The organism is Streptomyces sp. NPDC007872, assembly GCF_042868165.1.
In the GTDB taxonomy this organism is placed as follows: domain Bacteria; phylum Actinomycetota; class Actinomycetes; order Streptomycetales; family Streptomycetaceae; genus Streptomyces.
This window is the reverse complement of the sequence record NZ_JBIAEA010000003.1, coordinates 706,656-729,951: the sequence shown is the minus strand read 5'-3', so window position 1 is coordinate 729,951 and position 23,296 is coordinate 706,656. Positions and strand designations below refer to the sequence as shown.

Sequence of the window (23,296 nt, the reverse complement as noted above, 5' to 3'; positions counted from 1 at the left end):
CCGAGAGATGCCGGAGCGGACGCCGATGTCCGAGCACCACCCGCCGCGCAGGCCCCGGCGCGAGACCGTCACCCACGCCTCCGCCCACGGCGCCGGGACCGTCCCCGCCCCCGCCGGGCGGCGCCCCGCCCACCCCCCGGCCCGCTCCGAGATCGACGAGCAGACCACCCTCGGGCACACCTACGTCCGCTCCCTGATGCGCAGCCAGCTCCGTGCCGCCCTCACCGCCCTCGGCGCGCTCGCCCTGCTCGTCGGCTCCCTCCCGCTCGTCCTCGCGCTGCCCGCCCCCGAGGCCCTGGTCTGGCTCGCCCTCGGCGTCGGCGTGCACCCGGTCGTCTGGGCCGTCGCCCACGGGTACGTCCGCCGCGCCGAGCGCAACGAACGCGACTTCACCGGCCTCGTCGAACGATGAGCCCCTCCGCACGGACTCCCGCGTGAACCGGACCCACGCGGTCGTCGCCGTCACCGCCGTCGTCCTCGCCACCGTCCTCATCGGCGCCCTCGGCCTGCGGATCTCCCGCACCACCTCCGACTTCTACGTCGCCTCGCGGACCGTCCGGCCGGGCCTCAACGCCGCCGCCATCAGCGGCGAGTACCTCTCCGCCGCCTCCTTCCTCGGCATCGCCGGACTCGTCCTCGTCCAGGGCCCCGCCATGCTCTGGTACCCGGTCGGCTACACCGCCGGGTACCTCGTCCTGCTCGTCCTCGTCGCCGCCCCGCTGCGCCGCTCCGGCGCGTACACCCTCTCCGACTTCGCCGAGGCCCGCCTCGAATCCCGGCGCGCCCGGCGGCTCGCCAGCCTCTTCGTCGTCGGCATCGGCTGGCTGTACCTGCTGCCCCAGCTCCAGGGCGCCGGGCTCACCCTGGAGATCCTCACCGGCGCCCCCGACTGGGTCGGCGGCCTGCTCGTCGCCCTCGTCGTCACCGGCACCGTCGCGGCGGGCGGCATGCGCAGCATCACCTTCGTCCAGGCCTTCCAGTACTGGCTGAAGCTGACCGCCCTGCTCGTCCCCGCCCTCTTCCTGCTCGCCGCCTGGTACGGCGACGGGGCGCCCCGCGCCCGCTTCGACGCCCCCGCCGTGCTGCGCGGCCACACCGTCGTCCGGGTCGCCGACACGGTACGGATCGGGCTCGACGCCCCGCTGACCGTCACCGTCACCGGCCGCGTCGACTCCGTCCCGTACACCGGGCGGACCCTCACCCTCGGCCCCGGCACCCACCACGTCCTCGGCGGCACCACGCTCGCCTTCGAGCCGGGCGCGGAGCTCCCCGAGCGGCTGGCCGGCGGCGCCGACCCCCTCGGCTGGTCGCAGCCGCTGGCCGGCGGGCGCGACGGACACCAGCTCTACGCCACGTACGGACTGATCCTCGCGACCTTCCTCGGCACCATGGGCCTGCCGCACGTCGCCGTCCGCTTCTACACCAGCCCGCACGGCCGCGCCGCCCGCCGCACCACCCTCGTGGTCCTCGGGCTCGTCGGCGCCTTCTACCTCCTGCCGCCGCTCTACGGCTTCCTCGGCCGGATCTACGCCCCCGAACTCGCCCTCACCGGCTCCGCCGACGCCGCCGTCCTCGTCCTGCCCGACCGGATCCTCGGCGGGCTCGCCGGCGACCTGCTCGGGGCGCTCCTCGCGGGCGGCGCCTTCGCCGCCTTCCTCTCCACCGCCTCCGGGCTCACCATGTCCGTCGCCGGGGTCCTCACCCAGGACGTGCTGCCCTCCCGGGGCGTCCGGCACTTCCGGCTCGCGACCCTGCTCGCCACCGCCGTCCCGCTCGGCGTCGGGGTGGTCGCCTCCAAGGTGCCGGTCGCCGACGCCGTCGGCCTCGCCTTCGCGGTCTCCGCCTCCTCCTTCTGCCCGCTGCTCGTCCTCGGCATCTGGTGGCGGCGGCTCACCCCGCCCGGCGCGATGGCCGGACTCCTGCTCGGCGGCGGCTCCGCCCTCGCCGCCGTCATGGCCACCCGGGCCGGACTCGCGCCCGGCGGCTGGCCGCACACCCTGATGGCCTGGCCCGCCGTCTGGTCGGTCCCGCTCGGCTTCCTCACCATGGTCCTGGTCTCCCTCGCCACCCCCCACCGGGTCCCGCCCGGCACCCCGGCGCTCCTCGCCCGCCTCCACCTCCCGGAGGAGATATCCGGGACCGCCCCCGCCCAGGAGAACCGCCCGGACCTCCGCCCGGATCTCCACCCGGACTCCCGTCCGGGCACGCGCCGGTGAGCGGCATCGCCCTCGCCGCCGCGGCCGCCGCCGGGGCCGTGCTGCTCGCCACGGGCTTCGTCCTCGGCCGGTTCGCCGCCCGGCGCGGGGGCCGGGACGCCGACCCCGACCTCGGTACGCCCGTCGAACGGGCCACCTTCCACACCCTGCACACCGCCTCGCTCGCCGCGCCCCCGCTGCGCGCCGGACTCACGGAGGAGACCGCCCGCAGGGCCGCCCGCACGCTCCGCTCGCTGCTCGGCACCGAGGCGCTCTGCCTCACCGACCGGGGCGCGGTCCTGGCCTGGGACGGCCCCGGCGAGGACCACCACCGCGCGCACGTCCCCGCCCAGGCCGCCGAGACCCTGGAGACCGGCCGCAGCCGCTCCGCCGACTCCGGCTGCGCCGACCCGGCGTGCCCGCTGCGCTGGGCGGTGATCGCCCCGCTCACCGGCGAGGACGGGGTCCTCGGCGCGCTCGTCGCCTACGGCTCGCGGGAGTCGGCCGTCCTGGTGCGGGCCGCGACCGAGGTGGCCCGCTGGGTCTCCGTACAACTGGAACTGGCCGAGCTCGACCGCTCGCGCACCCGGATCGTGGAGGCCGAGATCAAGGCCCTGCGCGCCCAGATCTCCCCGCACTTCATCTTCAACTCCCTCGCCGCCATCGCCTCCTTCGTCCGCACCGACCCCGAGCGGGCCAGGGAACTCCTCCTGGAGTTCGCGGACTTCACCCGCTACTCCTTCCGCAGGCACGGCGAGTTCGCCCAGTTGGCCGACGAACTGCGCTCCGTCGAGCAGTACTTGGCGCTCGCGGGGGCACGCTTCGGCGACCGGCTGAAGGTGACCCTCCGGATCGCGCCCGAGGTGCTGCCGGTGACCCTGCCGTTCCTCTGCCTCCAGCCCCTGGTGGAGAACGCGGTCAAGCACGGCCTCCAGGACCGGGAGAAGGGCTGCCGGGTCGTCATCGCCGCGCGGGACGCGGGCGCCGAGGCCGTGGTGACCGTCGAGGACGACGGCATCGGCATGGACCCGGAGCTGCTGCGCGCCGTCCTGCGCGGGGAGCACCCGGCGGGCTCCGGCATCGGCCTCTCCAACGTCGACGAGCGGCTGCGCCAGGTGTACGGGGCGGAGTACGGCCTCGTCATCGAGACGGGCGTCGGCGCCGGCATGAAGGTGACGGTGCGGGTCCCCAAGTACCGCCCCGGGGTGCATCCTTCGCTTCCGTGAGCGCCTTCTGTGAGCGCCTTCCGCGAGCCCCTTCCGTGAGTCCCCGCCGGACGCCCCGGTCAGCGCAGGTGGAGCGAGAGGTGCGCGAGCGGAAGGCCCAGCTTCCAGGCGGGCAGCCAGATCTGCTCGGCCTCGTCGACCGGGCACCCCGCGTCGAGGTCCGTCCGGCCGTCGAGGTCGGCGGCGAGGATCCAGGTGTCCCGCAGCCGCCGCCACGCGGTCTCCGCGAGCGCCAGGTCGGGCCCCCCGCCGCCGGCCGCCCGCCGCTCGGCGAGCCGCTCCTCGACCCAGGGCGGCCAGGGGCGGTCGTACGCCGTGTGCCGCAGCCACTCGTCGATCCGGCCGGCGGGCGGCCGGTCCGGGTCCTCCGCGAGGTGGACGGTGAGGGCCAGGGCCCGGAGGCCCGCCCGGTGCTCCAGCGAGCCGGGCGCCACGAGCGCGGCGGCCCGCAGCACCTCGTCGGCCAGGTACTCGGCGCACAGCCAGGCCATCGGGACGGCGAGGCCGCCGCCGCTCGTGCCGCCGGCGCCGTTCGTGCTCTCGGGCAGCAACGCTCCCACCTTCTCCCGGACATGACCGCGCGTGCGGGGCCGTGTGAGGGGCCCGGACAACGGGGCCCGGGGGAGAGCCTCCTCCGTACGGGGCGCCCGCGGGTCCCGCTTTGCTCAACTCGCCCGAGTGGTTTCGGATACGTTCTCCGACCGGATCGGTACGGGTGGGATTCCGGTCGCCGGGGGTGACGCGGGGGACGGCGGAGGCGGCGGCGCCCTCCATGCCCCGCCCTCAGCACCCCGCCCTCAACCCCCCGTCGTCAACGCCCCGTCGCCATCGCCAGGTTCCGGCGCGGCCGATAGCCGGGCAGCGACCGGCCGAGCTGCCGCAGGGCGTAGTGGGAGCGGGACTTGACGGTCCCGGCGGGGATGCCGAGCTCCACGGCGGCCTCGTTGACGGTGAGGCCGTGGAAGTAGAGCCGGACGAGCACCGCGCGGTGTTCGGGGCTCAGCTCCCGGACGGCCGCCCGCACGTCGAGCGCGGCCTCGGCGGAGGCGGTGGCGTCGGCGGGGTCGGGCGTCACGGCGAGGACGCCGTCGCCGACCTCGGCGGGCCGGGCGAGGCGCGAGCGTCGCGCGTCGATGGCGAGGCGGCGGGCCACCGTGAAGAGCCAGGGGCGCATGGAGTCGTAGGGGCCGTCGAAGGCCTCGGGGTGCTGCCAGGCCCGTACGAGGGTCTCCTGGACGAGGTCCTCGGCCCGCTGCCGGTCCCCGTAGGTGAGGCCGAGCAGGAAGGAGAGCAGCGCGGGGCCGTGGTCCCGCTGCAACTCCTCCAGGGTCCGTTCGTCGGTCGTCGCCGTCGTCATGCTGCCCACCTCTCCCGCGGCTCGTCGTCGGCCCGTATACGAACGCATCCGGACGGCGGGGGACAGGGAACGGACACCGATCTGCGACGAACGGTCGCACCGAGCGGCGAATGGTACGGCGAACGGTCGGGCGGAGTCCTTTCGTCCGTTTCAGCGGGGTTCATGACCCGGTCCGGCCCCGCCCCTTGACTGCGGCTTTCCCGCGAGATCAATTCATCAGAACAGATGTTCATCACATGAATCGGGTGGAGTGCCGCACATGACCTCACGCACCAGATCCGCGGGAGTGGCGGCGCTCGCCGCCACCCTGCTCGCGGCGGCGACCGGCTGCACCGGCGGAAGCGGCGCGAGCGGCGGCGGTCCGGCCGCGGGCACCGCCGCCCCGGAGACCAGCGCGCCGGGAGCCGCCGGACGGCCCACCGCCCCCTCCGCCGCCCCCGGCGCGGCCTCCGCGCCCGCCGGGTTCACCCTCGTGGCCTCCGGGGACGTCCTCCCGCACGACTCCATCATCCGCAGGGCGGCCGAGGACTCCGCCGGCGACGGCTACGACTTCCGCCCCATGCTCTCCGGCGTGAAGTCCGTCGTCTCCGGTGCCGACCTGGCCATCTGCCACATGGAGACCGTCTACGGGAAGAAGGGCGGGCCCTACACCGGCTACCCCGCCTTCAAGTCGCCGCCCGAGGTCGCCGCCGGGCTGGGGGCGACCGGGTACGACTCCTGCTCCACCGCCTCCAACCACACCCTCGACGACGGGGCCGAGGGCCTCGCCCGGACCCTCGACGCCCTCGACGAGGCGGGCATCCGCCACGCCGGATCGGCCCGCACGGCCGAGGAGGCGGCCCGGCCCGCCCTGATGAAGGCGGGCGGCGCCACCGTCGCCCAGCTCGCCTACACCTACGACACCAACGGCTACCCGCTCCCGAAGGGGCGGCCCTGGGCGGTCGGGCTGCTCGACGAGAAGAAGGTGATCGCCGACGCGCGCGCGGCCCGCGCGGCCGGCGCCGACGTGGTCGTGGTCAGCGTCCACTGGGGCACCGAGTGGCAGACCGAACCGGACGAGCGGCAGCTCTCCCTCGGCCGGGCCCTGACCGCCTCGCGGACCGGCGGCCGCCCGGACGTCGACCTGGTCATCGGCACCCACGCCCACGTCCCGCAGGCCTACGAGAAGGTCAACGGCACCTGGGTGATCTACGGGATGGGCGACCAGATCGCCGGCGACATGGTGGATCACCAGGGCGCCTTCGACCCGCGCGGCAACCAGGGCAGCATCGGCCGCTTCACCTTCGCCCCGCCCAGGGCCCCCGGGGGACGCTGGGAGGTCACCCGGGCCGAGTTCGTCCCCCAGTGGTTCGACACCGCACGCGGCCGGGTGGTCAACCTCGGCGCCGACGACGGCGCGGACCCGCGCCGGGCCGGGATCCGCGACACGATCCGGCGGGTGGTGCTCAGCCGGGGCGCCGGCAAGGACGGCCTCGTGATGGGCAGGTAGGACGGGGCGGGAAAGACGGGGCGAGAAGAACGGGGCGAGAAGGACAGGGAGGGGAGCGCCGGTCAGGGGACCACGGTGACCGGCCAGCGACCCGCCTTCACCAGACGGACGGCCACCGAGCCGACGAACCGGTGGCCCGCCGACTCCGAGGCGCCCACCACCACGGCGTCGGCCGTCAGCTCCTCCGCCGCCCGGACCAGGCCCGCGTAGGCGTCGCCCCGGAAGGTGCGGAACTCCCACCGCACCTGCCACAGGTCCTTCACCCTCTCGGCCGACGCGCGGATCTCCTCGGCGAGCGCCTCGGCGATCTCCTCCGTCACGCCGGCCACCGGCGCGCCGAGCGCGGCGCCCGCGGGGAGCAGCGGCTGCACGTACACGAGCGCCAGCAGGGCGTTCTGCCGCCGGGCGAGCCCCGCCGCGTACGCCGCGGCGCGCAGGGAGGAGGCGGAGCCGTCCACCCCGGCCATGATCACTTTCGGGCCGTCGGTGCCGCGTTCGAACCGGTGGGCCTGCTGTTCGGTCACCCTTCGAGACTATCCGCCCAACGGGTGCTTTCGGACGGGCGGCCGGTGTCGCTGAGCTGCGCGGACCCTCATCCGTACGAACCATTGGTCATGAAAAAGGATCAGATGCCCAGCGGGCGTCGAGCGGTGCTGCGCCTCGCCGCCGCGCTCGGTGCCACCGCCACCGTCGGAGTCCTCGCCGCGGACCGGCTCGCCGCGCCCGACCGGCCCTCCGGCGCCGCCCCCGTGCCCCGGCGCACCCCGGGGGCCGGGCCCGGGGCCGAGCCGGGAGCCGCGGGTCCGGCCGCCGGTCCGGGGGCGAAGGCCGCCCGCCTGAACCCGAACGCGTACCGCCTCCAGCCGATGACCGCCTACGCGCCCCCGGCGTACCGGCGCGCGCTGCCGCCCGTGCGGCAGCGGCCCTTCCTCAGCGTGTCCGGGGCCGGCCACTCGATGGTGCTGACCTTCGACGACGGGCCCGACCCCCGCTACACCCCCGGCATCCTCGACACCCTGCGCCGCCACGACTGCCGGGCGATGTTCTTCGTCTGCGGCGAGATGGCCGTCGAGAACCAGGACCTGCTGCGGCGGATGGCCGACGAGGGGCACGTCGTCGGCAACCACTCCTGGTCCCACCCCCTGATCCCCAAGCTGCGGCCCTCCCGCATCCGCGACGAGCTGGGCTCCACGAGCGAGGTCGTCGAACGGGCCCTCGGCACGGCCCCGCTCTGGTACCGCGCCCCCTACGGGGCCTGGAACCGGCACTCCTTCGAGATCGGCGCCGAACTCGGCATGGAGCCGCTCGCCTGGACCGTCGACACCCTGGACTGGACGGAGCCCGGCGCCGACTCCATCGTCCGCCGCGTGCTCGACGGCGCGGCCCCCGGCGTCGTCGTCCTCAACCACGACGCGGGCGGCGACCGCTCCCAGAGCGTGGCCGCCCTCCGCCGCTACCTGCCCCGGCTCCTCGACGCCGGCTATCACCTCACCGTTCCCCGGCGCTGAGCCGCCGCACGCGGAGGAGGGCCCGGCACTCCGGGTGCCGGGCCCTCCTCCGCGCGTGACGCGGGGTCAGCGGGAGCCGACCATCCGGGCGTAGACGACGACGTTCCCGTCGTAGCCCCGCGCGCGCGTGTACCCGCCGCCGCAGGTGATGACCCGCAGCTCCGGCCGGCCCGTGTCGGCGTAGACCTGCACGCCGGGGAAGTCGTCCTTCGCGTACACCTCGACGCCGTAGATCTCGAAGACCGCGACCCGGCCGTCGTACCGCTCGACCTCGATGTGCTGGCCCTTCTCCAGGGAGCCGAGGCCGTAGAAGACCGCCGGGCCCTGGGTGTTGTCGACGTGGCCGACGACGACCGACGTGCCCCGCTGACCGGGGGAGATGCCGTTCTGGTACCAGCCGGCGAGGTTGGCGTCCTGGGGCGGGGGCGCCGCCACCCAGCCGTCCGCGTCCAGGCCCACGTCCATGATCGGGGCCGCGACCCGGATCGCCGGGATCTTGATCCGGGAGGCCGGGGCGAAGGGCAGCGGCTCCAGACCGGCGACCGCGGAGGGGGCCGCCGGGGCGGTCGGGGGCGCCACCGGACGGGCGGCCGCGGCGGGCTGCGGCGGCCCGGCGGCGGCGTCCACGCCGTTGCGCATCATCGCGAGTCCGGACAGCATGGCGAGGGCCAGGACGCCCCAGGGTTGGAGTCTCCTGCGCTCGGAGACGCGGAAGTCCTTCGCGGGCATGGTTCTCCCTTCGTGGCGTCGTCAGAACGGTAAGGGCGGCCCGGCGGTCCGTCGCGCCGGACGGTCCGAACGGGTGGGCGCCGCTCCCGGACGGGCGCCGGGGCGGGCCCCGGGAGACGGTGGGCGGACGGCCGGCGGACGATGGGCGGGCTGCCGAGCGGGCGACGGACGGGCCGACAGGCGGGTGACACCGGGCTGACCCATCCGAGTAATCGTCAGATAAGCACTTCGGAAGCCGCTGACCTGCGCGTACGGCACGCCCGGCGCCCTTCGCCCCGGCGTGTCGCCTCACCGGAGTGGACCAGTGCCGACATGCGTAGTCCGTCACGAATGGTGATGGTTCGTCATGGAAGGCGTACTCGTCGAAACTCCCGGAGCACCGCTTTGGGGCGTCTTCCACTGGAGGTTCAACCATGCGTGCTGCACGCACTCTGGCGGTGACCGCCACCGCGATCGCGGCGGTCGGGCTCGCGGCCCCCCTCGCCGCCGCCACCCACGGTCCGGGCACCGTCCTCAGCGGCGGTAACAGCGGGGGGAACGGGGGTGGCAACGGCGGCGGCAACGGCGGTCCGACCGACGTCACCGTCAACCCCTACGACGTCCACCCCGGCTCGACGCTCACCATCACCGCGCGGGGCTGCAACCGCGGCGGCACGGTCACGTCCAACGCCTTCCCGGAAACCACCCTCTCGGGCAACAACAACGGCGTCTCCACCGCCGTCGCCCGCGTCTACAACCACGCCACCCCGGGCAACTACAACCTGGCCGTCCGCTGCAACGGCAGCAACTCCGTGGCCACGCAGTCGTTCCGGGTCCTCCCGGGCCGCGGCGCCCAGGGCGGCCTCGGCGGCTCGCTGGCCCCCAGCTCCGCCGAGATGGCCGTCGGCGGCAGCCTCGTCGCCGCGGCCGCGCTCGGCGGCGGGCTCTTCATCGCCCGTCGTCGCCGTGTGACCGGCGCGGGGGTCTGACCGGCCGAACCTCCCGGTCGGCCCGCCGTGCCCGTCGCCCCCGGGTCCTCGTCAGGACCCGGGGGCGACGGGCGTCCTCGGACGCCCGCGCGCCCCTGCGGTCCGCCGCACCTCAGTGGCGCCGGGACTCGGCGCCGCGGCGGCGCACCACGTAGAAGACGCCGCCCGCGGCGGCCAGGACGAGCGCACCGCCCGCGGCCAGTTCGACGGGGCCGACCCCGTCGTCGACCGAGCCGCCGAGCCCGCCCTGCACGCCCCGGGGGGTGGTGAGGATCGTGGAGCGGATCGTCGGCGTGGCGGTGGCCGTGGCACCGCCGGCGATCGTGAGGTCGACGGTGTCCCGGACGCCGCCCGTGCAGTTGAACGCGACCGTGTAGACGCTGCCGGGCCGCACGTCCAGGTCCACGGTGGCGGTCGCCGTCGAGCCCGGGGCGATGACGGCGGTGTCGAAGACACCGGCCGCCGCCGTCGCGGTGCTGGCGCAGCCGGGGGCGCTCAGCGTCACCCGCCCGCCGGGGGAGACGACCGAGGGCGAAACGACGAAATCGCCCGGGGCCTTGGCGCCCCGCGCCCGTGGCGGGGGTGCCGGGGCACCTTCCGTCGCGACGGCGAAGGGGGCGGCCAGGGCGAAGGCGGCCACCCCCGACAGGGCAGTGGATGCGGCACGTATCGCGCGCATGGTGAATCCTCCGGGTCCCGAGGGGCAGCCGCGGGAGGGGGTTCCCGCGAAGGGCCTGCGTGCACCTCGATGCCCGAAACGCTAGGAGCGCTTCACCCCGGCCGCGATCCCAGAGGTGCGAACGGGTCACGCGCGTCCCCCGTGCGGCCCACTCGGGTGGCGCTTCTCACCGGGTGAGCCGCGGGAACAGGTCGGTGAACGGCGTGGCGGTGGCCGACATGCCCCGGCCGAACGGCGCGTCGAAGTCCCAGATGAGGAACAGCAGGAAGGCGATGAGCACGCTGAAGAGACCGGCGAGCAGCAGTTCCCGCCCGGTCCTGCGGATCTGGAGCGTGAAGATCAGGCCGACCGTCACCAGGGCGCCGACGATCAGACCGAACCACACCACCCCGGGCATGGTCTCGCCCGCGTTCTGCCCGCGCGCATTCCGGGCGTCGTCGACGGCGGCCACCTGGTCCACCAGCGGCTGGTACGCCTGCCCCTCGAAGTCGTTCGCCGGCCGGTAGTCGGTGACGCTCCGCCGCACCTTCTCCAGGAGCGCGGTGCCCTCGTCGCTCAGCTCCCCGGTCTCAGACATGTGCCGCCACTCGTCGTCGACCACGTAGGAGACGTACGCGTCGACGTCGGCGCGGATGCGGGCGCGGACCTCCTGCGGATACACCTCGGCGCGGGCCGAGACCTCGTGCAGCGCCTGGGCCTCCTGCCGCACGGTCTCCTGGGCGGCCCCTCGCGCCTCCCAGACGCCGGCGATGGCCAGGCCGAGGACGATGGCGTAGATCACGCCGATCATCATCGTCATGTACTCGATGACGTCCGGGGTCTCGCTGGGGTCGTCGTCCTCGGGGATCCGGCGGTGGTTGATGACCACGATGGTGAGCACGACGGCGCAGGCCGCCGCCATCGCGAGGGACAGGACGAGCCATTCGGACACGGATTCCTCCGGTGGGATCAGTGGGATCAGCGGGATCAGCGGGATCGGTCGTGATCAGCGGGACCGGGAGCGCAGGATCGCGGTCGCGAGGACCGCCGGGGCGATGATCACCAGCGTCGTGGTGAGCACGGACGTGCGGCTCTTCGGCTGGGGCCGGGTGACCGGGCGGTAGTGGGGGAGCGCGACGGGAGCGGGGGACGGCGGCGGCGCGGAGGTCGGGGGCGGGGGAGCGGCGGCGGACGTCGGCCCGGGCTCCGGCGTACGCTCCGGCGCCCTGGTGACGGGCGGCGCGGGGCGCGGCACCGGCGGGGCGGTCCGGGGCGGCCGCGGTGCGGGCGGGACCGGCGTCCGTACGGGGGGCGGGGGCGGCGTCGTGCGTACGGGCGGCGGCGGCGGTTTCGGGGTGGGCGGGGGAGGCGGCTCGGGGGTGGGACGGGGCGGCACGGTCGGCGTCGGTGTCGGCGTGGGGGGCGGTGTCGGTGTCGGGCTGGGGGTCGGGGTGGGAGTGGGCGTCGGGGAGGGGCACTCGGGCGTCGGCGTGGGCGTCGGCGTGGGCGTCGGGCTCGGTTCGTGCGGGTGCGGGTGCGGGTGCGGGTGCGGGTGCGGGTGCGGGTGGTGGTGATGGTCGTGGTCGTGGTCGTGGTCGTGGCACCCGCCGGACCCGGCGGACGTCACCGCGGTGTGCGCGCCGCCGGGGCCCGTCACGGCGTGGGCGCAGGCGTCGGCGGAGACGGGCGCGGGGGTGGCGACCAGCCACACCAGCGCCAGGGCCGCCAGGGGCCGCGCGAGGAGTGATCCGTACAGAGGCACGCCGTCGAGCCTGATCGCGGATGGCGTGCGCCGGGGCGGAAACCCGGCGGATTCGCCGGATGGAGGGGATCTCCGGAGGCGCGACTTGACGTTCTATCGGACAGTAGGCGGATTCGGCGCAATGCCCGGGTGCCACCGCGCACTTCGATTCCCGACGGGAACCGTTCCGGCCGCCGTAAGGAGAACTGTCCGGTTGTCGCCCTGTCGCACCACGCGGTCGACGGGGCATCCTGCACCGGCGGCAGGCCCCGATCACGGCAACACCCCAGCCAGGAAAGGGGACCGGACCCCCTCCCGGGCGCGCGCGGAACGGCGGACGGAACCGGCGCACGCCCGTATGCACGTGAATATGCACGGGCCGAAGGCGTGAAGTCGGCGCTCCCGGAGCACGTGCCAATGGCGTGTGACCAAGAACGGACCGCGAATTTCCGTTTCTACTCGCCCTCCCGGCGGGCGATCAGTAGCCTCACCTCGAACACCGGCCGCGAACACATGGCCGTATCCCACGGCGACTTGTTGGAGACATTGATGGAGCGTCCCGCCTGGGCTCCGCCGGGTATCGACATTTCGGTGCCGAGCGTGTCCCGAATGTACGACTTCTACCTGGGCGGCTCGCACAATTTCGAAGTCGACCGGGAAGCCGCCCGCAAGGCCATGGAGTTCATGCCCGGCCTGCCCAAGATCATGCAGGCGAACCGGGCGTTCATGCGGCGCGCCGTCCGCCACGCCGTTGACAACGACGTCACCCAGTTCCTGGACATAGGCTCCGGCATACCCACCTTCGGCAACGTGCACGAGGTCGCCCGCGCCGCCGACCCGGCCGCGCGGGTCGTCTACGTCGACCACGACCCGGTCGCCGTCGCGCACAGCCGCGCCGTCCTGGAGGGCGTCGAGGGCACCGCCGTCGTCTCCGCCGACCTGCGCAAGCCGGCCGACATCCTGCGCAGCCCCGAGGCGACCCGGCTCCTCGACCCCGAACGGCCGGTGGCCCTCCTCCTCGTCGCCGTCCTCCACTTCCTGGAGGACCACGACCGCCCGTACGAGGCCGTCGCCGAACTGATCGACGCCCTCGCGCCCGGCAGCTTCCTGATCCTCACCCACGCCTCGTACGAGGGCATCCCGTCCATGGAGGAGCAGGCCGGCGGCACCGTCGGGGTCTACCGGAACATCCGCAACCCGCTGGTGATGCGCTCGGGCGCGGAGGTCGCCCGCTTCTTCGAGGGCACCGAGCTGCTGGAGCCCGGTCTCGTCCCGCTGCCCGTCTGGCGTCCGGAGAGTCCGGTCGAGGAGGAGGATCCCCACACCTTCTCCGGTCTCGCAGGGGTGGGGCGCAAGGCGTGAAGGTCCCGTCCCGGCCGGCCGGTTCCGGCGCCGAGGCCGACGGCCCGGAGGACAGACTCAGGCGGTTCGTCACCATCTGGAGCCGCGCGATCTTCCCGGTGACCGCCACGTCGCTCACCCGGGCCGAGTTCGAGGTGCACCTGCTGCCGCTGGCCCGCACCCTGTACGACGCCCTGCACGCCCGGCCCTTCGACACGGCCCCGGCCCAGCGCGCCGGCGCGGCCCTGGTCGCCGCCCACTGCACCGACCCGGACGCGCTCGGCCGCAGCCTCGGCGTCGTCGACTCCTACCTGGTGCTCTACTGCGGTACGGAGTCGGACCTGCCGACCGAGGAGCTGCGGGCCCGCTGCGCCCGGCTCCAGCACGCCATGGCCGCCGGCTACGCCCAGGCCCTGCGCGAGCGGACCCTCGCCGAGCAGGAGGCCATCGCCCGCTCCGCGCTCGCCGCCCGCACGGCCGCCGAGATCGCCCTGCACGCCACCGAGAGCCGCTTCCGCGCGGTCTTCGACGGGGCGGCCATTGGCATCGGCATCGCCGACCTCGACGGCAACCTCCTGGAGGTCAACGAGACCCTCACCCGCATGTTCGGCGGGATGGAGGGCCGGCTGCGCAGCCGCAAGGTCAGCGAGTGGGTCCACCCGGAGGACGGGCCGCACGTCTGGAAGCTGTACGAGGAGCTGGTCCGCGGCGAGCGGGAGCACTACCGGGTCGAGAAGCCCTACTACCGCGGTGACGGAACGGTTCTGTGGACCAACCTCACCGTCTCGCTCCTCCGGGACGCCGACGGCCGCCCCCAGTACCAGTTGGCCCTCCTTGAGGACACCACCGAACGGCGCCTGCTCCACCTGCGCCTGCGGTACGAGGCCACCCACGACGCCCTCACCGGACTGCCCAACCGGACCCTGTTCTTCGAGCGCCTGGAGAAGGCGCTCGCCCCCGGCGACAACGCCCGCTTCGGCCTCTGCTACCTCGACCTCGACGGCTTCAAGGTCATCAACGACAGCCTCGGCCACTCCACCGGCGACCGGCTCCTCGTCGAGGTCGCGGACCGGTTGCAGAGCTGCGTCACCGGGGCCAACGAGATGGTGGCCCGGCTCGGCGGCGACGAGTTCGTCGCCCTCACCACCGGCTCCGGCGGCGAGCGGGACGTCACCGACCTCGCCGACCGCATCCTCGGCGCCCTCGCCACCCCGCTGCGCATCGACGGCCGCGAGCTGACCGTGCGCGGCAGCCTCGGCGTCGTCGAGGGCCCGGCGGGGGAGCGGACCCCGGCCGAGGTGCTGCGGAGCGCCGACATCACCATGTACCGGGCCAAGTCGGCGGGCGGCAACCGCTTCGAGCTCGCCGACCCCGAGGCCGACGCCCGCGCCATCACCCGGCACGGGCTCACCACGGCCCTGCCGGCCGCCCTGGAGCGCGGCGAGTTCTTCATCGAGTACCAGCCGCTCGTCCACCTCGGCGACGGCAGCGTGCACGGCGCGGAGGCGCTCGTCCGCTGGTGCCACCCGCAGCACGGGGTGCTCGGTCCCGACCGCTTCATCCCGCTCGCCGAGGACACCGGCCTGATCGTGCCGCTCGGCCGCTGGGTGCTCCAGGAGGCCGTGCGCCAGGCCCGCTTCTGGCAGACCCGGCACGCCGACGGCGGCCCGCTGCGCATCAACGTCAACCTCTCCCCGACGCAGCTCCACCACCCGCGCCTGGTCGCCGACACCGTCGACGTCCTGGAGCGCTCGGGGCTCGACCCGGGCGCGCTCTGCCTGGAGGTGACCGAGTCGGCCCTGATCGGCGCCGACGAGGGCCTCCTGAAGCCGCTGCGGCAGCTCGCCGAGATGGGCGTCGACATCGCGCTCGACGACTTCGGCACCGGCTACTCGAACCTGGCCAACCTGCGGCGGCTCCCGGTGAGCGTCCTCAAGCTGGACCGTTCCTTCACCCGGGGCATGCAGCAGCACCCGGTGGACCCGGTCGACCTGAAGATCGTCGAGGGGATCGTCTCGCTCGCCCACAGCCTGGAGCTCGCGGTCACCGTGGAGGGCGTGGAGACGGGGGCGCAGGCGCGCCAGCTCCGGGAGCTCGGCTGCGACACGGCCCAGGGCTGGTACTACGCCCGCCCCGGCGCCCCGGACCGCATCCACTCGCTGCTCCTGGCGGACGCGGTGTGACGAGGACGGCGTGACGGGAGGAAGGTCAGACGGACGTGCCCCCCGGCCGCACCTTCCGGGAGGCCAGCAGGACCCGCTGGAGCTCCCGCGCGGCCCTCGGCGGCGCCACGTCGCTGCGGTGGGCCAGCGCGATGGTGCGGCGCAGCCCCGGCCGGGCCAGGGCCGTCACCCGAAGGTCGCGGCCGGCCCGTGCGGCGACCATCGCCGGGACCACCGCGAGCCCGAGCCCGGCCCGTACGAAACCGAGCACCGCGTCCAGCTCTCCGCCCTCGACGGTGAACGCCGGCTCGAACCCCTCCGCCCGGCAGGCCGCCACCGTCAGCTCCCGCAGGTCGTAGCCGTGCCGGAACATCACGAGCGGCTGGTCGCGCAGGTCCGTGATCCGGACCGGGCGCCGGGGCGCCGGCTCCGAGGCGGCGGAGACCACCACCAGGTCCTCCCGGAGCAGCTCGATCGTGGTCAGGGCGGGTGACGGGGTCGGCAGCGGCAGCACCACGAGGGCCAGGTCGAGCGCCCCGCGCGCCAGCTCCCGCACCAGGTCGTGCGAGCCGCTCTCCTCGATCAGGAGCTCGATCCCCGGGTGCAGGTCGTGGAAGGCGCGCAGCACGTCCGGCAGGAGCCCCGTGCACAGGCTCGGGGTCGCACCGAGCCGCACCCGGCCCCGCTTGAGCTGGGCCAGCTCCTGCACCTCCAGGCGGGCCGTCTCCGTGTCGGCGAGGATCCGGCGGGCCAGCGGCAGCAGGGCCTCCCCGGCGTCGGTGAGCGTGATGTTCCCCCGGGCCCGGCTGAACAGCTCCGCGCCCAGCTCCTGCTCCAGGGCCTTGATCTGCTGGGAGAGCGAGGGCTGCGAGACGTGGACGCGCTCGGCGGCCCGGGTGAAGTGCCGGGTCTCGGCCACGGCGACGAAGTAGAGGAGCTGCTGGAACTGCATGGGCCCAGCCTAGGCGATGTGCATAGGAAGAGCCTATCGAGAGCAGCCGAACCATGTCTTGGACCTCTCGGGCCCTTCGACCCTAGCCTCGACGGCATGGCTCTGGCACCCACGGGGAACCGGACGGCGGACCGCCCGCCGTCCCCCGCACCGTCACGCGGATTCCTCTCCTCGACGCTCGGCAAGAAGACGGTCATGGCCGTCAGCGGGCTGATCATGCTCGGCTACCTCGTCGCCCACGTGATCGGCAACCTCAAGGTCTTCTTCGGCCCCGAGGAGTTCAACGGCTACGCCCACTGGCTGCGCGTCATGGGCGCCCCGCTCCTGCACCACGAGTGGGCCCTCTGGATCGTCCGGATCGTGCTCCTCGCCGCCGTCGTCGCCCACGCCGTCTCCGCGTACCAGCTCAGCCGGCGCGACATCAAGGCGCGCCCCACCGCCTACGCGCACCGCCGCAGGCGGGCCTCGTACGCCACCCGCACCATGCGCTGGGGCGGGATCATTCTCGCCCTGTTCATCGTCTGGCACGTCCTCGACCTGACCACCGGCACCGTCCACACCGGCGGCTTCGAGGAGGGCAGGCCCTACCAGAACGTCGTCGACACCTTCTCCACCTGGTACGGCAACGCCATCTACATCGTCGCCATGCTCGCCGTCGGCCTCCACGTCCGCCACGGCTTCTGGAGCGCCGCACAGACCCTGGGCGTCGGCAACGCCCGCCGCGAGCGCCTCCTCCGGGGCCTCGCCAACGGCCTCGCGCTCGCCCTGACCGCGGGCTTCGTCTCCGTCCCCGTCGCCGTCATGACCGGAGTGGTGAGCTGACCATGAGCTTCGTGGATTACGCCGTCGGCGAGCCGATCGCCGACACCAAGGCCCCCGCCGGGCCCGTCGCCGAGCGCTGGGACACCCGCCGCTTCGAGGCGAAGCTGGTCAACCCCGCCAACCGCCGCAAGCACCGGATCATCGTCGTCGGCACCGGCCTGGCCGGCGGCTCCGCCGGCGCCACCCTGGCCGAACAGGGCTACCAGGTCGTCCAGTTCTGCTTCCAGGACTCCCCGCGCCGCGCCCACTCCATCGCCGCCCAGGGCGGCATCAACGCCGCCAAGAACTACCGCAACGACGGCGACTCGGTGCACCGCCTCTTCTACGACACCGTCAAGGGCGGCGACTTCCGGGCCCGCGAGTCCAACGTCCACCGCCTCGCCCAGATCTCCGTCGAGATCATCGACCAGTGCGTCGCCCAGGGCGTCCCCTTCGCCCGCGAGTACGGCGGCCTCCTCGACACCCGCTCCTTCGGCGGCGTCCAGGTCTCCCGCACCTTCTACGCCCGCGGCCAGACCGGACAGCAGCTCCTCCTCGGCGCCTACCAGGCGCTGTCCCGGCAGATCGCCGCCGGACACGTCGAGATGCACGCCCGTACGGAGATGCTCGACCTGATCGTCGTCGACGGGCGGGCCCGGGGCATCGTCGCCCGCGACCTGATCACCGGGGAGGTCTCCACCCACTACGCCGACGCCGTCGTCCTGGCCACCGGCGGCTACGGGAACGTCTTCTACCTGTCGACGAACGCGATGAACTCCAACGCCACCGCCGTCTGGCGGGCCCACCGGCGCGGCGCGTACTTCGCCAACCCCTGCTTCACCCAGATCCACCCCACCTGCATCCCGCGCACCGGCGACCACCAGTCCAAGCTGACCCTGATGAGCGAGTCGCTGCGCAACGACGGACGCATCTGGGTCCCGAAGGCCCAGGGCGACACCCGCCCCGCCGCCGAGATCCCCGAGGAGGAGCGCGACTACTACCTGGAGCGCGTCTACCCCTCCTTCGGCAACCTCGTCCCCCGCGACATCGCCTCGCGCGCCGCCAAGAACGTCTGCGACGAGGGCCGCGGGGTCGGCCCCGGCGGCCAGGGCGTCTACCTGGACTTCGCCGACGCCGTCCGCCGGATGGGCCGCAAGGCCGTCGAGGAGAAGTACGGCAACCTCTTCGACATGTACGAGCGGATCACCGCCGAGAACCCGTACGAGGTCCCCATGCGGATCTACCCCGCCGTGCACTACACGATGGGCGGCCTCTGGGTCGACTACGACCTCCAGACCACCGTCCCCGGGCTCTTCGCCATCGGCGAGGCCAACTTCTCCGACCACGGGGCCAACCGGCTCGGCGCCTCCGCCCTCATGCAGGGCCTGGCCGACGGCTACTTCGTCCTGCCCGCCACCATCAACGACTACCTCGCCCGCCACCCGCACGCCGAACCGGTCACCGACGACCACCCGGCGGTCCGCGAGGTGCTCGCCGAGACCGGGGACCGGCTGAACCTGCTGCTCTCCGTCGACGGCGACCGCACCCCCGACTCCTTCCACCGCGAACTGGGCGAACTCATGTGGGAGCACTGCGGCATGGCCCGCACCGAGGAGGGGCTGCGCGAGGCCCTCGCCCGCATCCCCGGCATCCGCGAGGAGTTCTGGCGCCGCGTCAAGGTGCCCGGCACCGGCGAGGAGTTCAACCAGTCCCTGGAGAAGGCCAACCGGATCGTCGACTACCTGGAGCTCGCCGAGCTGATGTGCCTCGACGCGCTCCACCGCGCCGAGTCCTGCGGCGGCCACTTCCGCGAGGAGTCCCAGACCCCCGACGGCGAGGCGGCCCGCCGCGACGAGGAGTTCGCCTACGCGGCGGCCTGGGAGTTCACCGACGGCGCCGCCCCCGTCCTCCACAAGGAGGAACTGGCCTTCGAGTACGTCCACCCCACCCAGCGGAGCTACGCATGAAGCTCAACCTGCGCGTCTGGCGCCAGCGGAACGCCGACGCCGACGGCGCCATGGCCACCTACGAGGTGGACGGCATCTCCCCGGACATGTCGTTCCTGGAGATGCTCGACACCCTCAACGAGGAGCTCATCACGCGCGGCGAGGACCCCGTGGCCTTCGACCACGACTGCCGCGAGGGCATCTGCGGCGCGTGCAGCCTCGTCATCAACGGCGACGCCCACGGCCCGGAGCGCACCACGACCTGCCAGCTCCACATGCGCTCCTTCCGCGACGGCGACACCATCGACGTCGAGCCCTGGCGCGCCTCCGCCTTCCCGGTCGTCAAGGACCTGGTGGTCGACCGCTCGGCCTTCGACCGCGTCATCCAGGCCGGCGGCTACATCACCGCCCCCACGGGCGCGGCCCCCGAGGCCCACGCCACCCCGGTCCCCAAGCCCGACGCGGACTTCGCCTTCGAGCACGCCGAGTGCATCGGCTGCGGCGCGTGCGTGGCGGCCTGCCCCAACGGCTCGGCCATGCTCTTCACCTCGGCCAAGGTCAACCACCTCAACGTGCTGCCGCAGGGCTCCCCGGAGCGCGAGACCCGGGTCCTCGACATGGTCGCCCAGATGGACGCGGAGGGCTTCGGCGGCTGCACCCTCACGGGCGAGTGCGCGACGGCCTGTCCGAAGGGGATCCCGCTGCCGTCGATCTCGGCGATGAACCGGGAGTGGCTGCGGGCGCGGCGCAAGGCCGGCCGCGGCTGAGGCCCGATCCGGACAATCCGGGGGCGTGGGCCCCGCCACACCTCGCACCCCGGAGCGAAAGATCATTCACGGAAAAGCCGCTTTCTCCGTAAGATCTTCGCTCCGGGGTGGTTCCGTGCCCCCGAACAGCAAGATCAACTCTGTTCAAACCTGCACTTTCCGTGGCAAGTTGACCACTTCACGGCCAACCGCCCTCCGGCGATTTCCGCCGCGCCGACACCCCCGGGTAGTGATGTCCCCTGCCGGGGGCATATGACCAAACCCCCGGTCGCACAGACCACTTGGGGGTACCTCATGTCCAGCATCACCCGCCGCCGGGCGCTCGGCGTCGCGGCAGGCGCCGTCACGCTCCTCGCCCGGGCGAACCCGGCCGCGGCCTCGGCCCCCGGCACCGCCGCCCCGGCGGCCGGCTCCGACCCGGCCGCCTTCGACGAGGTCTACCAGGGCCGCCGCATCCAGGGCGGGCCCGCGCACGGCGGCGGCCACCACGGGGGACACCACGCGGGCGGCTACACCGTCACCGTCGACGGGCGGGAACTGCACGTCATGCGGAACGCCGACGGCACCTGGATCAGCGTCATCCACCACTACGAGCCCGTCGCCACGCCCAGGGAACTGGCCCGCGCGGCCGTCCGCGAACTCCGCGGCGCCCCGCTCGTCCCCCTCGCCCTCGGCTGAACCCTCCGCGACCGATCCAGGAGCACGCACCACCATGACCGTACGCAAGAACCAGGCCGCCCTCACCGCCGACGAGAAGCGCCGCTTCGTCGACGCCCTCCTGGAGCTCAAGCGCTCCGGGCGGTACGACGCCTTCGTCACCACGCACAACGCCTTCATCATGGGCGACACCGACGACGGCGACCGCGTCGGCCACCGCTCGCCGTCCTTCCTGCCCTGGCACCGGCGCTTCCTCCTGGAGTTCGAGGCGGCCCTGAAGTCCGTCGACGCGACCGTCACCCTGCCCTACTGGGACTGGACCGCCGACCGCACCTCCCGCTCCTCGCTGTGGGCGCCCGACTTCCTCGGCGGCACCGGCCGCGCCCGCGACGGCCAGGTCACCGACGGCCCCTTCGCCCGGTCCGGCAACCGCTGGACGGTCACCGTCCGCGTCGACGGACGCGACTTCCTCCGGCGCGACCTCGGCGCCGGCGGCCGGCAGCTCCCCACCCGCGCCGAGGTCGACTCCGTCCTCGCCATGGAGACCTACGACACCGCCCCCTGGAACAGCGCCTCCGACGGCTTCCGCAACCACCTGGAGGGCTGGCGCGGGGTGAACCTCCACAACCGCGTCCACGTCTGGGTCGGCGGCCAGATGGCCACCGGGGTCTCGCCCAACGACCCCGTCTTCTGGCTGCACCACGCCTTCGTCGACAAGCTGTGGGCCGACTGGCAGGCCCGCCACCCCGGCTCGGCCTACCTGCCGGCCGCGGGCACCCGGAACGTCGTGGACCTCCACGACACCATGCGCCCGTGGAACGACGTGACCCCCGCGGACATGCTGGACCACACGCCCCACTACACCTTCGACACGGCGGCCTGACGGTCCCGGGACCGCCTCCCCGGCCCGGGTGCCCCGCACGGGCACCCGGGCATTTGCCCACATCAACGGATGATCCAGGTGAAAAGGAGGCATCGGGAGGCCGTGCGCCGGGTACCCGGGTCTTCGCAGCCCGGGAGGCGCGCACGGCCCGTGTCGCGCGCCGTCCACCGGGCCGTACCCGAGGGAACCAGGAGGACACGTGACCCGGCAAGAGTCGGCGCAGGCCCCGCACCGGCCGCAGGAGGAACCGGACCCGAACCGGTGGAAGGCGCTCGGCGTCTGCCTCGTGGCGGGGTTCATGACCCTCCTCGACGTGTCGATCGTGAACGTCGCGCTGCCCTCCATCCGCACCGGCCTCGACACCCCCGAGTCGGACCTCCAGTGGGTCCTCTCCGGGTACGCGCTCGCCTTCGGCCTCTTCCTCATCCCGGCCGGACGCCTCGGCGACGCGCGCGGCAGGCGCAGCGTCTTCATCGTCGGCCTCGCGCTCTTCACGCTCGCCTCGGCCTCCTGCGGAGCGGCCCAGACGAGCACGTGGCTGGTGATCTCGCGACTGGCGCAGGGCGTGGCCGGCGGCCTCGTCTCGCCCCAGATCTCCGCCCTCATCCAGCAGATGTTCCGGGGCTCCGAGCGCGGCAGGGCCTTCGGGATGTTCGGCACCGTCGTCGGCATCTCCACCGCCGTCGGCCCCCTCCTCGGCGGCCTGCTGATCCAGGCGGCGGGCCCCGAGGAGGGCTGGCGCTGGGTCTTCTACGTCAACCTCCCCATCGGGATCGTGTGCCTGTTCCTCGCCCGGCGGCTGCTGCCCGACACCCCGGACGCCAAGCCGGTGCGGCTCGGCCGCCTCGACCCGGTCGGCGTGGTGCTCCTCGGCGCCGCGGTCCTCGCCCTGCTGCTGCCCTTCGTCCAGTCCCAGCAGTGGCCCGGGAACGGCAAGTACCTGCTCGTCCCCGTCGCCGCCCTCCTGCTCGCGGTCTTCGTGTGGTGGGAGCGCCGCTGCGCCCGCGCGGGCGACGAGCCCCTCATCGACCTGGAGCTCTTCCGCGTCCGCTCCTACTGGCTCGGCTCGCTCCTGATCCTGCTCTACTTCGCGGGCTTCACCTCGATCTTCTTCGTCAGCACGCTCTACCTCCAGAGCGGACTGCACTACAGCGCGCTCCAGGCCGGGCTCACCATCACCCCCTTCGCCCTGGGCTCCGGGATCGCGGCCGGGATCGGCGGCCGGCTCGTGGACCGCTTCGGCCGGCCCCTCGTGGTGGCCGGCCTGGCGATGGTGGCGATCGGCCTCGCCGGAACGGCGTTCGCCGTGCACCAGGTGCCCGGCCGGGGCGCGGGCTGGGCCATGCTCGCCCCGCTGCTCCTCGCGGGACTCGGCAGCGGCCTGGTGATCGCCCCGAACCAGACCCTCACCCTCTCCGAGGTGCCCGTGCGCCGGGCCGGCAGCGCGGGCGGCACCCTCCAGACCGGCCAGCGGGTCGGCTCGGCGGTCGGCATCGCCGCGGTCGGCTCCGTCTTCTTCGGCCAGGTCGCCCAGGACGGCTGGGCCACCGCCTACGACCACGGCCTCCTCGTCTCGATCGCCTTCGTCGTGGCCTCGCTCGCCGTCGCCGTAGCGGACGTGGTGGCGGGCCGACGGGCGGCGGCGCGGCAGCGGAACGCCCCGGACGACGACGTCGCGCGCGACGGAGCCGCCCGGCGCCGCTGAGACGGGTCGCCTCCGCGCGACCGGGGCGGCGCCAGGGCGGTCGGGGCCGCCTCGTACGCCACGCAAGCCTCGTACGCCTCGTACGTCACGCAAACCTCGTGCATCACGTACATCTCGTACGACCCGGTCCTCCCGCGCCACCGAACCGGCCGTTTCCCTCACGGCGGCGCTATTCGGCCAACATCCCGACGATTTCGACTCCCCGGACAAC

General features: G+C 73.9%; 22 protein-coding genes. 14 read left to right on the top strand and 8 right to left on the bottom strand.

Annotated elements, in window-relative coordinates; translation table 11 throughout:
- Positions 1-25 precede the first annotated feature (25 nt).
- From ACFYNX_RS13770 to ACFYNX_RS13760, 3 genes are read left to right on the top strand one after another with little or no spacing between them, the layout of a single operon-like run.
- On the top strand, positions 26-412 hold the full coding sequence (locus ACFYNX_RS13770; RefSeq protein ID WP_388661221.1) for a hypothetical protein: 387 nt from the start codon (positions 26-28) through the stop codon (positions 410-412).
- 22 nt (positions 413-434) lie between these two features.
- The gene (locus ACFYNX_RS13765; protein WP_388661219.1) at positions 435-2,216 is read left to right on the top strand and encodes a cation acetate symporter; all 1,782 of its coding nucleotides are present in this window, start codon (positions 435-437) and stop codon (positions 2,214-2,216) included.
- Entirely contained in the window at positions 2,213-3,421 is a 1,209-nt protein-coding gene (locus ACFYNX_RS13760; RefSeq protein ID WP_388661216.1) for a histidine kinase, read from the top strand. Before ACFYNX_RS13765 ends, ACFYNX_RS13760 begins: the two co-directional genes overlap by 4 nt.
- A 59-nt stretch (positions 3,422-3,480) precedes the next feature.
- Here ACFYNX_RS13760 and ACFYNX_RS13755 read toward each other — a convergent pair whose 3' ends face one another.
- A complete protein-coding gene (locus ACFYNX_RS13755; protein ID WP_388661213.1) occupies positions 3,481-3,981 on the bottom strand; it encodes a hypothetical protein in 501 nt (166 codons plus the stop codon).
- 251 nt (positions 3,982-4,232) lie between these two features.
- On the bottom strand, positions 4,233-4,778 hold the full coding sequence (locus ACFYNX_RS13750; RefSeq protein ID WP_365544035.1) for a sigma-70 family RNA polymerase sigma factor: 546 nt from the start codon (positions 4,776-4,778) through the stop codon (positions 4,233-4,235).
- 259 nt (positions 4,779-5,037) lie between these two features.
- Here ACFYNX_RS13750 and ACFYNX_RS13745 point away from each other — a divergent pair, with 259 nt between their 5' ends.
- Positions 5,038-6,267: a CapA family protein gene (locus ACFYNX_RS13745; protein WP_388661210.1), complete on the top strand. Its 1,230-nt coding sequence runs from the start codon at positions 5,038-5,040 to the stop codon at positions 6,265-6,267.
- 62 nt (positions 6,268-6,329) lie between these two features.
- Here the strand turns inward: ACFYNX_RS13745 and ACFYNX_RS13740 are convergent, their stop codons facing one another.
- Entirely contained in the window at positions 6,330-6,791 is a 462-nt protein-coding gene (locus ACFYNX_RS13740; protein WP_365544030.1) for a universal stress protein, read from the bottom strand.
- Positions 6,792-6,896: 105 nt separating this feature from the next.
- Here ACFYNX_RS13740 and ACFYNX_RS13735 point away from each other — a divergent pair, with 105 nt between their 5' ends.
- Entirely contained in the window at positions 6,897-7,775 is an 879-nt protein-coding gene (locus tag ACFYNX_RS13735; protein ID WP_365544027.1) for a polysaccharide deacetylase family protein, read from the top strand.
- A gap of 66 nt (positions 7,776-7,841) precedes the next feature.
- Here ACFYNX_RS13735 and ACFYNX_RS13730 read toward each other — a convergent pair whose 3' ends face one another.
- A complete protein-coding gene (locus tag ACFYNX_RS13730; protein ID WP_365544024.1) occupies positions 7,842-8,504 on the bottom strand; it encodes a class F sortase in 663 nt (220 codons plus the stop codon).
- A gap of 413 nt (positions 8,505-8,917) precedes the next feature.
- On the opposite strand from ACFYNX_RS13730, the gene ACFYNX_RS13725 reads away from it, so the two are divergent.
- Positions 8,918-9,472 (top strand): hypothetical protein, encoded by a 555-nt coding sequence (locus ACFYNX_RS13725; protein WP_388661205.1) that lies wholly within the window; start codon positions 8,918-8,920, stop codon positions 9,470-9,472.
- 112 nt (positions 9,473-9,584) lie between these two features.
- Here the strand turns inward: ACFYNX_RS13725 and ACFYNX_RS13720 are convergent, their stop codons facing one another.
- The 3 genes from ACFYNX_RS13720 to ACFYNX_RS13710 form a co-directional block, all read right to left on the bottom strand.
- Complete coding sequence (locus ACFYNX_RS13720) at positions 9,585-10,151, bottom strand: hypothetical protein (RefSeq protein WP_388661202.1); 567 nt, start codon at positions 10,149-10,151, stop codon at positions 9,585-9,587.
- 166 nt (positions 10,152-10,317) lie between these two features.
- On the bottom strand, positions 10,318-11,082 hold the full coding sequence (locus tag ACFYNX_RS13715; RefSeq protein ID WP_365544019.1) for a hypothetical protein: 765 nt from the start codon (positions 11,080-11,082) through the stop codon (positions 10,318-10,320).
- 54 nt (positions 11,083-11,136) lie between these two features.
- A complete protein-coding gene (locus ACFYNX_RS13710; RefSeq protein ID WP_388661199.1) occupies positions 11,137-11,892 on the bottom strand; it encodes a hypothetical protein in 756 nt (251 codons plus the stop codon).
- Positions 11,893-12,420: 528 nt separating this feature from the next.
- Between ACFYNX_RS13710 and ACFYNX_RS13705 the strand changes: the two genes are divergently transcribed.
- Together ACFYNX_RS13705 and ACFYNX_RS13700 are read left to right on the top strand one after the other, a co-directional pair.
- Complete coding sequence (locus ACFYNX_RS13705) at positions 12,421-13,233, top strand: SAM-dependent methyltransferase (protein ID WP_365544014.1); 813 nt, start codon at positions 12,421-12,423, stop codon at positions 13,231-13,233.
- Entirely contained in the window at positions 13,230-15,395 is a 2,166-nt protein-coding gene (locus ACFYNX_RS13700) for a putative bifunctional diguanylate cyclase/phosphodiesterase (RefSeq protein WP_388661196.1), read from the top strand. The genes ACFYNX_RS13705 and ACFYNX_RS13700 overlap by 4 nt, the downstream gene beginning before the upstream one ends.
- 25 nt (positions 15,396-15,420) lie before the next feature.
- Here ACFYNX_RS13700 and ACFYNX_RS13695 read toward each other — a convergent pair whose 3' ends face one another.
- The gene (locus ACFYNX_RS13695; protein ID WP_125664913.1) at positions 15,421-16,326 is read right to left on the bottom strand and encodes a LysR family transcriptional regulator; all 906 of its coding nucleotides are present in this window, start codon (positions 16,324-16,326) and stop codon (positions 15,421-15,423) included.
- Between the two features lie 96 nt (positions 16,327-16,422).
- On the opposite strand from ACFYNX_RS13695, the gene ACFYNX_RS13690 reads away from it, so the two are divergent.
- The 6 genes from ACFYNX_RS13690 to ACFYNX_RS13665 all read left to right on the top strand — a co-directional run bounded on the left by ACFYNX_RS13690 (position 16,423) and on the right by ACFYNX_RS13665 (position 23,085).
- Positions 16,423-17,148 (top strand): succinate dehydrogenase, encoded by a 726-nt coding sequence (locus tag ACFYNX_RS13690; protein ID WP_365544008.1) that lies wholly within the window; start codon positions 16,423-16,425, stop codon positions 17,146-17,148.
- 2 nt (positions 17,149-17,150) lie between these two features.
- Complete coding sequence (locus ACFYNX_RS13685; protein ID WP_388661193.1) at positions 17,151-19,094, top strand: fumarate reductase/succinate dehydrogenase flavoprotein subunit; 1,944 nt, start codon at positions 17,151-17,153, stop codon at positions 19,092-19,094.
- Positions 19,091-19,840, top strand: a complete 750-nt coding sequence (locus tag ACFYNX_RS13680) for a succinate dehydrogenase/fumarate reductase iron-sulfur subunit (RefSeq protein WP_365544002.1) — start codon at positions 19,091-19,093, stop codon at positions 19,838-19,840. The genes ACFYNX_RS13685 and ACFYNX_RS13680 overlap by 4 nt, the downstream gene beginning before the upstream one ends.
- A gap of 294 nt (positions 19,841-20,134) precedes the next feature.
- Positions 20,135-20,518 carry a tyrosinase cofactor gene (locus ACFYNX_RS13675; protein ID WP_388661190.1) on the top strand — a complete coding sequence of 128 codons (384 nt, stop codon included), beginning with the start codon at positions 20,135-20,137 and terminating at the stop codon, positions 20,516-20,518.
- Positions 20,519-20,552: 34 nt separating this feature from the next.
- Positions 20,553-21,380, top strand: coding sequence for a tyrosinase family protein (locus ACFYNX_RS13670; RefSeq protein ID WP_365543997.1), 828 nt, complete (start codon positions 20,553-20,555; stop codon positions 21,378-21,380).
- Positions 21,381-21,579: 199 nt separating this feature from the next.
- A complete protein-coding gene (locus ACFYNX_RS13665; RefSeq protein WP_388661186.1) occupies positions 21,580-23,085 on the top strand; it encodes an MFS transporter in 1,506 nt (501 codons plus the stop codon).
- The last annotated feature ends 211 nt before the right edge of the window (positions 23,086-23,296 follow it).

Bases quoted from the DNA above. Each gene is read 5' to 3' on its own strand.
- ACFYNX_RS13670 (WP_365543997.1), top strand. From the start codon at position 20,553: ATGACCGTACGCAAGAACCAGGCCGCCCTCACCGCCGACGAGAAGCGC.
- ACFYNX_RS13770 (WP_388661221.1), top strand. From the start codon at position 26: ATGTCCGAGCACCACCCGCCGCGCAGGCCCCGGCGCGAGACCGTCACC.
- ACFYNX_RS13690 (WP_365544008.1), top strand. From the start codon at position 16,423: ATGGCTCTGGCACCCACGGGGAACCGGACGGCGGACCGCCCGCCGTCC.
- ACFYNX_RS13750 (WP_365544035.1), bottom strand. From the start codon at position 4,778: ATGACGACGGCGACGACCGACGAACGGACCCTGGAGGAGTTGCAGCGG.
- ACFYNX_RS13685 (WP_388661193.1), top strand. From the start codon at position 17,151: ATGAGCTTCGTGGATTACGCCGTCGGCGAGCCGATCGCCGACACCAAG.
- ACFYNX_RS13745 (WP_388661210.1), top strand. From the start codon at position 5,038: ATGACCTCACGCACCAGATCCGCGGGAGTGGCGGCGCTCGCCGCCACC.
- ACFYNX_RS13730 (WP_365544024.1), bottom strand. From the start codon at position 8,504: ATGCCCGCGAAGGACTTCCGCGTCTCCGAGCGCAGGAGACTCCAACCC.
- ACFYNX_RS13675 (WP_388661190.1), top strand. From the start codon at position 20,135: ATGTCCAGCATCACCCGCCGCCGGGCGCTCGGCGTCGCGGCAGGCGCC.
- ACFYNX_RS13680 (WP_365544002.1), top strand. From the start codon at position 19,091: ATGAAGCTCAACCTGCGCGTCTGGCGCCAGCGGAACGCCGACGCCGAC.
- ACFYNX_RS13695 (WP_125664913.1), bottom strand. From the start codon at position 16,326: ATGCAGTTCCAGCAGCTCCTCTACTTCGTCGCCGTGGCCGAGACCCGG.
- ACFYNX_RS13705 (WP_365544014.1), top strand. From the start codon at position 12,421: ATGGAGCGTCCCGCCTGGGCTCCGCCGGGTATCGACATTTCGGTGCCG.
- ACFYNX_RS13720 (WP_388661202.1), bottom strand. From the start codon at position 10,151: ATGCGCGCGATACGTGCCGCATCCACTGCCCTGTCGGGGGTGGCCGCC.
- ACFYNX_RS13735 (WP_365544027.1), top strand. From the start codon at position 6,897: ATGCCCAGCGGGCGTCGAGCGGTGCTGCGCCTCGCCGCCGCGCTCGGT.
- ACFYNX_RS13725 (WP_388661205.1), top strand. From the start codon at position 8,918: ATGCGTGCTGCACGCACTCTGGCGGTGACCGCCACCGCGATCGCGGCG.